The sequence below is a fragment of the Oceanobacillus sp. FSL W7-1304 genome (assembly GCF_037969805.1).
GTDB lineage: Bacteria > Bacillota > Bacilli > Bacillales > Amphibacillaceae > Oceanobacillus > Oceanobacillus profundus.
The window spans coordinates 831,189-844,123 of sequence record NZ_CP150211.1 but is presented as its reverse complement, the minus strand read 5'-3'; the positions used below and the strand labels follow the sequence as shown (position 1 = coordinate 844,123).

Annotated in this window: 12 protein-coding genes; 9 read left to right on the top strand and 3 right to left on the bottom strand. The window is 37.5% G+C overall.

The window, feature by feature from the left end; all coding sequences use genetic code 11:
• Positions 1-64: 64 nt before the first annotated feature.
• Complete coding sequence (locus tag NYE61_RS04345) at positions 65-1,162, bottom strand: Xaa-Pro peptidase family protein (protein ID WP_303447423.1); 1,098 nt, start codon at positions 1,160-1,162, stop codon at positions 65-67.
• Between the two features lie 268 nt (positions 1,163-1,430).
• Between NYE61_RS04345 and NYE61_RS04340 the strand changes: the two genes are divergently transcribed.
• Positions 1,431-2,096: a PspA/IM30 family protein gene (locus NYE61_RS04340; RefSeq protein WP_303447422.1), complete on the top strand. Its 666-nt coding sequence runs from the start codon at positions 1,431-1,433 to the stop codon at positions 2,094-2,096.
• 336 nt (positions 2,097-2,432) lie between these two features.
• Entirely contained in the window at positions 2,433-3,113 is a 681-nt protein-coding gene (locus NYE61_RS04335) for a metal-dependent hydrolase (protein ID WP_095307340.1), read from the top strand.
• 146 nt (positions 3,114-3,259) lie between these two features.
• Here NYE61_RS04335 and NYE61_RS04330 read toward each other — a convergent pair whose 3' ends face one another.
• Positions 3,260-4,090: an STAS domain-containing protein gene (locus NYE61_RS04330; protein ID WP_095307339.1), complete on the bottom strand. Its 831-nt coding sequence runs from the start codon at positions 4,088-4,090 to the stop codon at positions 3,260-3,262.
• A 181-nt stretch (positions 4,091-4,271) separates the two neighbouring features.
• Between NYE61_RS04330 and NYE61_RS04325 the strand changes: the two genes are divergently transcribed.
• The 6 genes from NYE61_RS04325 (at position 4,272) to NYE61_RS04300 (ending at position 11,485) form a co-directional block, all read left to right on the top strand.
• Positions 4,272-5,033 (top strand): A24 family peptidase, encoded by a 762-nt coding sequence (locus NYE61_RS04325; RefSeq protein WP_303447421.1) that lies wholly within the window; start codon positions 4,272-4,274, stop codon positions 5,031-5,033.
• A gap of 495 nt (positions 5,034-5,528) precedes the next feature.
• Positions 5,529-6,089: a glycerol-3-phosphate acyltransferase gene (locus tag NYE61_RS04320; RefSeq protein ID WP_339316922.1), complete on the top strand. Its 561-nt coding sequence runs from the start codon at positions 5,529-5,531 to the stop codon at positions 6,087-6,089.
• Positions 6,086-7,705, top strand: coding sequence for an aminotransferase class V-fold PLP-dependent enzyme (locus NYE61_RS04315; RefSeq protein ID WP_303447419.1), 1,620 nt, complete (start codon positions 6,086-6,088; stop codon positions 7,703-7,705). Before NYE61_RS04320 ends, NYE61_RS04315 begins: the two co-directional genes overlap by 4 nt.
• Entirely contained in the window at positions 7,693-9,546 is a 1,854-nt protein-coding gene (locus tag NYE61_RS04310) for an LTA synthase family protein (RefSeq protein WP_303447418.1), read from the top strand. The genes NYE61_RS04315 and NYE61_RS04310 overlap by 13 nt, the downstream gene beginning before the upstream one ends.
• Positions 9,547-9,878: 332 nt before the next feature.
• Entirely contained in the window at positions 9,879-10,106 is a 228-nt protein-coding gene (locus NYE61_RS04305; protein WP_095307334.1) for a hypothetical protein, read from the top strand.
• A gap of 71 nt (positions 10,107-10,177) precedes the next feature.
• Complete coding sequence (locus NYE61_RS04300; RefSeq protein WP_095307333.1) at positions 10,178-11,485, top strand: DRTGG domain-containing protein; 1,308 nt, start codon at positions 10,178-10,180, stop codon at positions 11,483-11,485.
• A gap of 55 nt (positions 11,486-11,540) precedes the next feature.
• Here NYE61_RS04300 and NYE61_RS04295 read toward each other — a convergent pair whose 3' ends face one another.
• Complete coding sequence (locus NYE61_RS04295; RefSeq protein WP_095307332.1) at positions 11,541-11,837, bottom strand: YtpI family protein; 297 nt, start codon at positions 11,835-11,837, stop codon at positions 11,541-11,543.
• 118 nt (positions 11,838-11,955) lie between these two features.
• On the opposite strand from NYE61_RS04295, the gene NYE61_RS04290 reads away from it, so the two are divergent.
• Positions 11,956-12,903 (top strand): bifunctional oligoribonuclease/PAP phosphatase NrnA, encoded by a 948-nt coding sequence (locus NYE61_RS04290; protein WP_303447417.1) that lies wholly within the window; start codon positions 11,956-11,958, stop codon positions 12,901-12,903.
• The last annotated feature ends 32 nt before the right edge of the window (positions 12,904-12,935 follow it).

Sequence of the window (12,935 nt, the reverse complement as noted above, 5' to 3'; positions counted from 1 at the left end):
CAAAAACAAAATGATGACGCTATTCTACAGCCCAATAGCTTCAACTGTCCCGACTACGTTTTACTTATTCAATAATTTGCAGCTCTTTTGGATAAGCGGTTAAGATATCCGGTCCTTTTTCTGTCATGAAAATCATATCTTCAATTCGTACACCACCAGAATTGGGAACGTAAATTCCTGGTTCAATTGTGTAGCACATACCAGATTTTAAGGATAGCTCATTATTGCTGTGCATGGATGGATATTCATGTGTTTCAATTCCTAGACCATGGCCAATTCGATGTGTAAAGTAATCACCGTAGCCAGCCTTCGTAATTGTCTCCCGTGCAGCTTGATCGATTTTTCCGACTGACGTATTCAATTTAGAAGCAGCAATGGCATTCAGTTCTGCAGCAAGCACGGTTTCATATATTTTTCGTTGCTCATCGCGAACGGATTTATAGGCTACCGTTCTTGTAATATCGGAGCAATAACCTTCAAAAATAACACCGAGATCAAATAGTACAAGGTCTCCTGGTGCAACCTTCGCGGATGCAGGTGTACCATGTGGAGAGGCCGTTTTTGCTCCAGTAAGTGCCATCGTTGTAAACGACATTTCTCGCACACCTTGTTTTTTGAGCTCATACTCTATTTTAGCAACAAGTTCAAGCTCAGTTATGCCTTCAGTAATTGCCTTTACACCAGTTTCAATCCCGAAGTCAGCAAGAGCCGCCGCTTGTTTTAATAAGGTATATTCCTTTTTATTTTTGATCACACGTAAGTTAGCCATGATTTCTTTTGCATCTACAATTGTGGTGTTCGGTAAAATTTGGCTTATTGCCTGTGACCGTTCCAATGTGATGTGATCATGCTCGATTGCCATTGATTTTGGAATCTTATTGTTTTTATTTAAGTAATCGGAAAATAGTTTCCATGGATCTTCGTGGTCGTAATAGCTGATCACAACACTAGACCAGCCAGCAGCTTTAGCGTCTTCCTCCTCCATCTTAGGCACGATCAGCACAGGATCAAGCTCCGCATTAACATATACACCAATCAAACGCTCATGTGGATCGGTATAATAATTGCTTAGATAATAGAAATTTGCTTTTGAAGTTATCAGGGCACTATCGATTCCTTCACTTTTTAACTCTGCTAATAAATTACTTAATCGTTCATTCATTTTTGTTTCACCTCGAAAAATAGACTACTCTTAGTATAGCAATGTGTTCATCTGTGTTCAAATAAAGGAAGATTATAAATTAATTCTATATGATACTGAAACTTTTCATCGTTTTACTCGTATTACAAAGGGAAGAGAAGTGACAAGGCGTTGGTAGTAAGAGAGTCAATGTACAAATGCACTCTATTATGAACCTAGTGAATGCAAACTTCTCGAAAAAAATGATAAGATTGTTATAACAAGTATAAATTTAAAAGGAGGAAGACTCATGTTTAAATTTTTTAATCGAATCAAGACAGTCGTAAGCTCAGAATTAAATGCTATGCTTGATAAGGCTGAGGATCCAGTGAAAATGCTTGATCAATTTATGCGTGAAATGGCAGCAGATATTCAAGAAGTGGAAGCTGCGGTTGCCAAACAAATAGCAAGCGAAAAAATGCTAAAACGTAAAGCGAATGACGCTGAAGCAATGATTGAAAAACGCACGCAACAAGCAGAACAAGCAATTGAAGCAGATAATGATGACTTAGCCCGTCGTGCTTTGGAGGATAAAAAAGGCCATGAAGCAACATTCAAAAGATTAAATGAGTCATGGGAACGTACAAGTAAAGATGTTGATGCATTAAAAGAAAAATTAACCGAAATGAAAAAAGAATATCAAGAAATGAAATTGAAAAAGGATACATTAAAAGCACGTGCAGAATCAGCGAAAACCAGAACAAAAATGAATCGTACCATGTCCTCAATTGGAAACGATGAATCAAAGCGTGGGTTTGAGCGAATGGAAGAGAAAGTAATGCAGTATGAGGCAGAAGCTGAAACATCAGAGGATTTAGCTCAATCTGCCCGTACGTTAGATGATGAATTCAAGGAGTTAGCAAACAATGACGTGGACGACGAGCTTGCAGCCTTGAAAGCAAAATTAGGGAAATAATATATAGTAGGGGAGCAGATTATTCTGCTCTTTTCTAATCGCTTAGGAAACTATAAAATTTGAATGCTGTGGATAACTTAGTTACCGGAACAGCCACGTCCAGCTCCAGCCCCCAACGACTAGCGAGACTTCCCTCACCTCCGTACGATAAGTCAACATCGGCTTCCTACGGTCGCCGTGTTTCCTTTATCTCCTGCGGCTCAGTCCAGTCCGTACGTCGCTAAACGGGCGCTTGCGCTTTTGTTCTGGTGTAAGAAATGTATCAAAAGGGTAAAGGAAAAAGAGATACTCTTGTCGAATAATTAGAGTAAATGAATAAAAAAAGGAGAGATATTTGTGAAGGTATCGTATCATGGACATTCTGTAGTACAAGTGGTTACAGATAGTCATACAATCTTAATTGATCCATTTATTTCAGGGAATGAAGCATGTGACCTTGATGCGAACACGGCAAAAGCTGATGTGATTTTGCTGACACACGGTCATAATGACCATGTGGGTGATACGTTTGAAATTGCTAAAAGAAATGACGCATTGGTCGTTGCTCCAAACGAGCTTGCTGTTTATCTAGGTACGAAAGGGTTGGTTACACACCCAATGCATATCGGGGGAGCGCGTGAATTTGACTTCGGCAAGGTAAAATTCACACAAGCTTTCCATGGCTCATCTTATACGGAAGAGGATGGAACCGTCATTTACGGTGGAATGCCAGCTGGAATATTGCTGACTATTGATGGGAAAACAATTTATCATGTTGGGGATACTGCGTTATTTACGGATCTAAAAATGTATGGCGAAATGCATTCCATTGATCTTGCATTTATACCAATTGGGGATAATTTCACAATGGGACCAGAAGACGCACTTGTTGCAGCGGACTGGATTAATGCCAAGATTTCCGTTCCAGTTCATTACAATACTTTCCCAGTTATTGATCAAGATGCGAAAGCGTGGGCTGAACAAGTGAAAACTGGTGAAGGACGCGCACTTAATATTGGTGATGTAATCGAATTATAAAAATATGAGTTTCATCGAGGAATACATGTGTTTATATGATTTCGGTTTATTTGGAGTACTAATAAGACCAAATAAACCGAGATCAATACCTCATAAAATGTTTGACAATAGCAAGTGCTGCGATTGAAGCATAAACAAACCGCAGTTCACTTCGAATTGACTACCAAATAATCATTCAAAGCATGTTGTAACGTTCCTTTTATTTCAATGTCCTTCTCGATGCCCCATCCTAACTGGATCATCTTATTGGCAAGTTGTGGACTTAAGCCTGTGAGAATTGATTTAGTGCCCATCAACGTTACCCCGTTTAATACCTTTTGAAAATTAGAAATCGTATATTCATCCATCTCAGGTATTCCAGAGAGATCCATAATTAATACTGATGCCCGTAGTCTTGATATTTCATTTAATATCTTTTCTTTAATAATATCCATGCGATAGGAATCAAAGCTACCAATCATCGGCAATATTGCTATCGAAGCACTAACTGGTATAATCGGAACGGACAGATGCTCAACTAAATTTCGCTGTGTCATAATTAATTCATCTTTATATTTAGAATAGCTAATAAAAAAATTATTTAAGAATTCATCAATTCCATCATTAATATTCTGTTCGAGTTCGTAAAAATCGGTAAGAGATTTAGAATTGCTGTTTAAAGGATTATTTTCACGGAGCAAATGCCATAAAGTACGTCTAAGTGCATGAATCCATTCTAATTTAAGTGCCAGGGTTAATGAATGTTTAGCCCAAGATATTCCTTCCACTTCGGCAAAATCGATGAGCTCCTCTCTTTTGTTTCCCGCAACGAAGAGGGCAATCTTTTCTGCATTTTTTAATAAATCGATATTTCCTTCTTCTAAAATAGAATTAATTTTCGTAGCTACATTACTTGCCTCTGATAATAGTAAAGACTGGAATTCTTCTCTATTATTTAAAATATATTTATCAATTTTACTAGTTGTTGTCACATTCATTACCTCCTGTTTCAGAGCGCTTTTTTTATTCGATATTACTTGAAATCTCCTTCTCATACTCTAATTATATCATATTATACTAAGTGATTAATGGACTCATAAATCTGCAAAAAAGAGTTGTGATGCGTTTTATAATACAATTATACTAGTTCTATATTACTGATAATAGGGAGTTATATTCATGGAAATTCTATTGATTATTTTTTTCTTCATTCTAGGCACTACGCTAGGATCTTTTTATAATGTTGTTGGACTCCGATTACCGAATAAAGAATCTTTTTATAAAAAGGGTGATCGCTCGTATTGTCCTAATTGCAAGAAACAGTTAGCTTGGTGGGAGCTCATTCCCGTTCTTTCTTATATGGTGCAAGGTGGAAAATGCCGAGGCTGTAAACACAATATCTCCTTTATTTATCCGACCGGTGAGCTGCTAACTGGATTATTGTTTGCGCTAAGTTATATTAGATTTGGCTTAGAAGTGGAGTTATTTATGGGAGTTTCCTTTGTATCTATGCTTATGATTATTTTCATCTCTGACATAAGCTACATGCTTATCCCAAATAAGATATTACTGTTTTTCTTACCATTCTTTATTATCGTACGCATTATTCAGCCGTTAGATCCTTGGTGGTCTTTCGTTACAGGTGCCGTTACTGGGTTCGGATTGATTTTTATTATTATTCTCCTATCAAGAGGTGGGATGGGAGCAGGAGATATGAAACTTTTTGGTGTTTTAGGACTTGTGTTAGGCTTTGAAAAAGTAATATTAGCTTTCTTCCTCGCTTGTTTGATTGGAGCGTTTGTAGGAATTGTCCTTATGGTGTTGAAAATTGTCAAACGTAAACAGCCAATCCCATTTGGTCCATTTATTGTCATTGCAGCATTAATTTCTTACTTCTTTGGAGATGCGATGGTTGCTTGGTATGTTAGCTTATTAATTTAATTAACGAAAAATTAACAAATCTTTCTATGGAATATATTGTCATGGTAATGCTTAGGAAGACATCTACCTTCTTTCTAAAATGCTTAACTTAAAGCATCCTTCTAGTTGAAATTGCAGTACCGCATGGTAAATTACTAAATCATTAAATAGAGATTGTTTTGCGGTTAGTCTTGTATTCATACCTATGCAAACAGTAGCTGAAAATCCGAATTAAACAAGCGCTACTATTGAAGTGACGACTTTTTATTATGGGGAATAGGAAGAATGCATATTGTTAACATGACATGTCATATAGGCAAAAATTTTTTTAACGGTTTTTGTTCAATCAGCTAGGATGGATAAACATTAGAAGAAGTAATTGATGCTATTTATATTATTACCGGGCGAACATCCAATTAACAATGGGAATTCCCTGTTTTATTGACAATTACACTCTTTCACATGATTCGAGGAAATGATAAAATAGCAAATAGTATGAATTACGAAAAGTAAGGGGTGAAACCTCTGTTTACTTTTATATTGATATTCCTGTCTTATTTATTCGGTTGTGTGAATGGTGCATACTATGTGGGGAAGCTAGCTGTTAATCAGGATATTAGAAAACTTGGTAGCACAAATGCCGGAGCTAGAAATGCAGGAAGGGTATTGGGGCGGAGTGCTTTTATTTATACGGTAATTATAGATGCTTTAAAAACAATTATCCCATTACTCATAGCCGGTTATGTGTTTACTGTCAGCAGTTTCTTATTGGGATGTGCAGCTTTAGCTGTTTTAGTTGGACATATCTGGCCAGTGCAGCTACAATTTCGTGGTGGTAAAGGCGTCGTTGTCTATTTGGCGGCAGCTCTCGTGCTTACACCTTTGACACTGATTGCAACCGGAGTGATCTTATTAATAGGCTTGTGTCTAAAAAGAAGCTTTACAATAGCCGGTCTAGCTGCCCTTGCCATTATTCCAATCACATTGTTAATCATTTCAGAATATATACTGTTTGGAATATTTTTATTGATGCTGATCATCGTTTTACTTCTACACAGAAAAGGGGAACCAAGATGAGTCAATCAACACCTACTTTATATAAAATTGCAGAACTTGCTGATGAAATAGAACAAATTCATCAACTGAATTATGAAACGTTTGTGGAGGAAATTCCACAGCACAATGCAAATAATCAAAAGAAATTAGTCGACCGTTTTAATGATGAGAATACATATATCATTGCAAAAAAGAATAGTGAGGTCATCGGAATGATTGCTATCAGAGGAAACCGACCTTTTTCACTCGATCAAAAGCTTGATCATCTTGAAACCTATTTGCCTGAAAAAGCGATACCCTGTGAGATTAGACTGCTTTCAATAAAACCGGCTTATCGAGGTGGACGTACTTTTTATGGATTATGTGAAAAGCTTGTCTCCTATTGCCTGGAAAAAGGATATAACATGGCTTTAATCTCCGGAACAACAAGGCAAGCAAAGCTGTACAGGCATATCGGATTTGAGGCATTTGGACCACTTGTCGGTACAGAGAAAGCTCCTTATCAGCCCATGTATTTAACAAAAAAGAACTTTGAATTAGCATCCAGGCTTTTCGAAAGACTTATTCATAGGGAAGAGAAGAACTTCTATCATAATTTTCTTCCTGGCCCTGTAGAGATTTCTGAAAATGTGAAAAAAGCATGGGGTAAACCAGCAATTTCTCATCGTTCTGCTAGGTTTAAAAAGGTTATGAATGACGTGCAACAAGGCCTTTGTCAGCTCACTAATGCTAAGCACGTGGAAATAGCGGTGGGTACAGGAACACTAGCAAATGAAATGATTGCAGCACATTTGTCCAACACCCGCTCAAGGGGGCTGATATTGGCCAATGGTGAATTCGGGGAAAGGTTAATTGATCATGGAGTCAGATGGGGACTTTCTTTTGAACAAATAACAATGAAATGGGGGACTGCTATTGAACTGGATGAAATTGAAAATGTATTAGAGCAAAGTCCCGATATTCAGTGGCTTTGGACAGTTCATTGTGATACGTCTACTGGATATGTATATCCCCTCAAAGACTTGCAGGAAATCTGTAAAAAAAATCGTGTGAAACTCTGTCTTGATGCATGCAGTACGGTCGGTGTTCTACCGGTTGACTTCGGTGGGGTGTATATGGCAAGCACTGTTAGCGGAAAGGGACTGGGATCTTATCCCGGACTTGCTATTCTTTTTCACCAGGAGGAAATCTTTCCGAATAAACAGATCCCAGCTATTTTGGATATTGGCACTTATCAGGCTTCAGCAAGTGTACCTTTCACGCATTCATCCAATGGACTGGCTGCGTTACAGGCAGCATTACGTAATCTCGAGCCAGTAAGCGAGGAATTGGCTATGGAGATTTGCCGTGTTTTCAAAGCTTCAGGTATGACAGTACTTCGAGGGAGGGAATATTCACCTGGAATTATAACAGTAAGCTTGCCAGAGAATATGGCATCAAAGGATTTTGGCGATCAGTTAAAAACACTTGGTGTACACGTAAGCTATGAAAGCAGTTATCTAGTAAAAAGAAATTGGTTCCAGATAGCTTTAATGGGAAAACAAGAACCCGCAAAAGTTTGGAAAGCTATTGAAATTATTAAGCAGCAATTTGATTATTTTTTTAAAGAAAAAGGGCAACCGCAATGCGCAAAATAAAAATATTATTATCTAATCATATAATAGCATCAGCAATTATTTTTTTATGGCTAAAAACTGTCCTTGTCATGGTGTTTGGATTTAGTCTGTCGTTCATATCCTGGCTGGATATCATCCTTTTGTTCGTCAGTCCTATAGGAACGCTCATGCTGTTCATCGGATTCAGTTTTCTATTCAGCAAAAAGGTTCACCCGTTAGGTTTAATGGTTATTTATATTCTGATCACAGGACTTTTGTATGCAAATTTACTTTATTATCGTTTTTACATTGATTTTGTAACGGTTTCTGTTTTGTTGCAATTAAATAATGTTGGCGGACTTGGGGCAAGTACGTTGGAACTGTTTTCTCCGTTCGATATTTTATTGTTTATTGACATTTTCGTGGTTGCGTTTGTATTATTTTCGAAAAGAAAAAAACAAATTAACATGCCAAACAAAAGAAAATACGGACTTGCCAGCATTGGAATAATAGTTCTTACCGTTATTATTGGCATGATGCAAAATCAATATTTATTCAAAACGGCGTATGATAGGGAAGGTCTTGTTCAATCGCTTGGATTGTATAATTATCAGGTAGTCAATATGATCTTTGGAGCAATGGCACCGATTGAAAAGGCTTTTTCAGATGAAGTTGATGCGAATACGGTGAGCAGTTATCTCAAGAAGGAGGAAAGAAAGCAAACTGAATTATTTGGAATTGCAGAAGGAAAAAATGTAATCATGATCAGTATGGAATCCACACAGAATTTTGTTGTAAATGAAAAAGTAAATGGGGAAGAAATTACACCATTTTTGAACGATCTTATTCAGGATAGCTTTTATTTTTCCAATATTTATGACCAGACAGCACAAGGGAAGACATCTGATGCAGAGTTTATGATCGATACTGGATTATATCCGCTTCCAAGTGGGTCTGTTTTTGTGCGCCGCCCTAAAAATGAATTTGAATCACTGCCTAATATTCTGCAGGAGTATTCCGGTTATAAAGCATATACCTTTCATGGAAATGATGCCAGCTTTTGGAATCGCAAACAAATGTATGATAATTTTGGCTATGAGCATTTTTTTGCCAAAGAAAACTATGACGTAACTGAGGAAAACTCGATAAATTATGGGATTAAGGATATTGCTTTTTTTGAACAATCGATGGAAGACCTCATCTCATTGCCTGAGCCGTATTTGGCAAAATTCATTACATTAACAAATCATTTCCCTTTTCTGTTAGAAGAGGAGGATCAGTTGATTGAGCTAGCTGAAACAGGAGTTGATGTTGTAAATCGGTATGTTGCTACAGTCAGATACCAGGACAGGGCATTGGAACGTTTTTTTGAAATGGTTAAAGAAGAAGGATTGTATGAAAATACAATTTTTGTGATTTTTGGCGATCATTATGGTATTTCGAAAAAATATGAAGCTGGTGTCCATGAATTGCTTGGGCAGGATAATACACCGCTTAATCATTTGGAACTGCAGCAGATACCAGTTGTCATTCATGTACCGGGACAACAGGGGGAAACAATTGAGGCAAATGGCGGTGAAATTGATATTCGGGCAACACTCCTTCATCTGCTAGGTGTTCCTACTGAAAACCGGTTATCCTTCAGCCGGGATTTATTCACAAGAGCTGCAGACATGCCAGTTGTTTTCAGGAATGGGGATATGATCGCAGAAAGTTATGCATTTACAAATAATGTTTGTTATGAGAGAGATTCTAAAAAGAAGGTAAGCAATAAAAACTGCTCTTCCTATCTGAAAACGGCACGTGAAGAACTGGAGCAATCGGATAATATCATATTTGGAGATTTATTTCGGTTCATTCCACATGCGGGGGAGGAAAGTTAGAAATATCAACACAATTCATCTTCACTGTATAAGGATTATTAATTACGTTTGAAAATATAATAGAATTGAAGTAACTCCATGTTTTGTACTGACTCACTATAAAGTATTTGGTGGAGCTGTTGACATCATAGCAAATTTTGCTGGAAATTTGGGAGCAAATATCATGGCGACACGAGACCATTATTATCTGGAAATGAATTTGCCCCATAATTTATCAAGCTGTTTCATGGGAAAAACCAGAATAAATAATAACATAATCCACTAGTCTATCTTAAGTTCTTAATCCATCCTTCCTCACATAAACTAATACAAAACCAAAAGGAGGATATCCCATGCGACACTACGCTATACTAAGACTACTATTAGCAGCTTTTTTCCTATACATTGCTTGGCCAGTAATTCCATCAGCTTCTACGAATACAGAGCTAATTTTCTGGGGAGGTTGGTTGCTATTTCTAGTGTTAGTAATTGGAGCAAATTTGGCAACGCTTTTACAAATGACAAGCCCTCCAGTTATGGAACAGGAACAATATAACGAGCTGAGACGGGATAATTATTGAGTTTCTGCACTTTCAACTGTATAATAAATAATAATAAGTGATATAGTACAGTTGAAAGCTGGTGAAATAAAATGACAACTAAACATGAGCAGATTATTCAACATATTATTTCGTTGTCGGTTGGCAGTAAAATTTCGGTGCGGCAAATAGCGAAAGATTTGAATGTAAGTGATGGAACGGCATATCGTGCGATTAAAGAAGCGGAGAATCAAGGGATTGTCAGTACAATTGAGCGTGTAGGTACGATTCGAATTGAACGTAAGAAGAAAGAGAACTTTGATCGCCTTACGTTTGCTGAGGTCGTTAATATCATTGATGGACAAGTATTGGGCGGCCACGACGGATTATATAAAACATTGAGTAAATTTGTAATCGGTGCCATGCAGTTAGAAGCTATGATGCGCTATACTCAAGCGGATTCCTTATTGATTGTCGGAAACCGAATTAAGGCTCATGAACTGGCATTGAATGCTGGTGCGGCTGTACTAATAACAGGTGGATTTGATACAGAAGATTATATTAAGAAACTAGCAGATGATAAAGAAATGCCAATCATTTCAACGAGCTATGATACGTTTACCGTTGCTGCTATGATTAACCGAGCGATCTATGACCAATTGATAAAGAAAGAAATTATTTTTGTTGGTGATATTGCTACACCTTTTGAAGAATCCCATTATTTACGTTCAAAGGATACGATTGAAGCGTGGTACAAGCTGAATAGTTTATCCTCACATACACGTTTTCCAGTTGTAGATGATAAACTGCAAGTTATTGGGATGGTCTCTTCAAAGGATATTGTTGGGAAGGACAGAAGCATTGTAATTGATCGCGTGATGAGTAAGAAACCACAAGTAGTTCTAAGCAAGACTTCGCTCGCCTCTGTAGCACATACGATGGTTTGGGAAGGCATTGAGCTTATTCCTGTTGTGGATCAGTCCTATCAGTTGCAGGGTGTTGTATCACGACAGGATGTATTAAAAGCCATGCAGCAAATTCAACGACAGCCACAGGTTGGTGAAACCATAGATGATATAGTTTCCAGAAATTTAGAAACAAGTGAAGATGATGAGAATGTTTTCGAATCGATGGTTATTCCGCAAATGACGAATCAATTAGGGACGCTATCAAATGGCGTGTTCACAACATTGATTACAGAGGCAAGCAGTCGTTTGCTGAAAAAAGTGAAAAAAGCAGATGTTACCATTGAAAATATAACCGTCTATTTCAGCAAGCCCGTTCAAATCGACAGTAAACTAATTATTAAACCGCAACTACTTGATGTTGGACGACTTTATGCAAAAATGGATGTAGAAGTATTTAATGAGCGTAATTTAGTAGGAAAAGGATTAATTATGGCTCAGCTAATTAATCGTTAGTAAAAAAAAGAAATCGGCCGAAACAGCCGATTTCTTTCATTCTTGCACGATTCAGTTATTCACTCGGGTTTAGGCGACGCCATTCACTGCGATAATGTTTTGCCTCCATAAGACCTCTGTAAAATTGAAGCCCTCCGAGAATAAGGAAAACAATCCCTATAAATAAGGACAGCTGTGTTTTATAGAAAATATATTGGTTAATTCCAAACACGAAAACAAATGTACCAAGACATATACGTGCTTTTGCGTTAAAATAGCGTTGAATAAGTTCATCTTTGCTTTTAAGAATGGCAACTTTATAATAGATAAAGAGAACAGCTGCGACAACAATGATGGCAGGGAAAATAAACATGGAATCTCTCCTAAATTAATTTAAAGTTTATGTAAGTAAAATTCTCATATAATTGTAACTTGTTTTTATAAATAAATCTAGAGAAACCAAATAAGATTAAAGGAGTAGGAGCAAAAATATGAAATGGACACAGATTATTGAAGCGATTAAGGAAAACGATACGATTATTATTCATCGGCACGTTAGACCGGATCCAGATGCACTTGGGTCGCAGGTTGGTTTAAAGGAAATCATCAAGCACTCCTTTCCGAACAAGCACGTTTATGCGGTAGGGGAAGATGAGCCTACATTAACGTTCTTGGCTAAGATGGACAATGTCTCCGATGATGTATATGAAAACGCGCTTGTCATCGTATGTGATACGGCTAATAGGCCGCGAATTGATGACCAGCGGTATACGTTTGGAAAGCAGCTTCTTAAAATAGATCATCATCCCAATGTAGATGAATATGGTGACGCGAGTGTTGTTGATACAGCTGCAAGTTCTGTGAGCGAGATGATTTTTGAGTTGTATGATCAGGGGAAGGAAGAAGGATTTAGCTTAAATGATGCTGCTGCACGTTTATTATATGCTGGAATTGTTGGCGATACGGGAAGGTTTATGTTTCCAAGTACAACGAAAAAGACATTTCAGTTTGCAGCTGAATTGGTAACCTATGACTTTGACAGACCAGCATTATATGCTGAATTGTATAGTGTGGAAGATAACATTTCTCGTTTGCAGGGGTACATTTTGCAAGAGTTTGAGCTTTTACCATCAGGGCTTTGTACAATCAGGCTAACAAAGGAAATATTAGAGAAGTTCCGTGTTTCTCCTGATGAATCTGGGCAGCTTGTAAATATATTAAGTAACATGAAAGGTATAAAAGCATGGGTGTTTTTCATTGAGGAGGAAGATCAGATTCGTGTCAGATTACGTTCGAAAGGTCCAGTAATTAACGAAATTGCCGCAAATAACAATGGCGGGGGACATCCATTGGCTTCAGGGGCAACGATCTATTCATGGGAAGAAGCAGATAACCTGACAAATGAACTGGAATCAGCTTGTCTTGCATTTATGCGATAAGCTAGAGATTATGCTGGAGACTGCCATCAAGA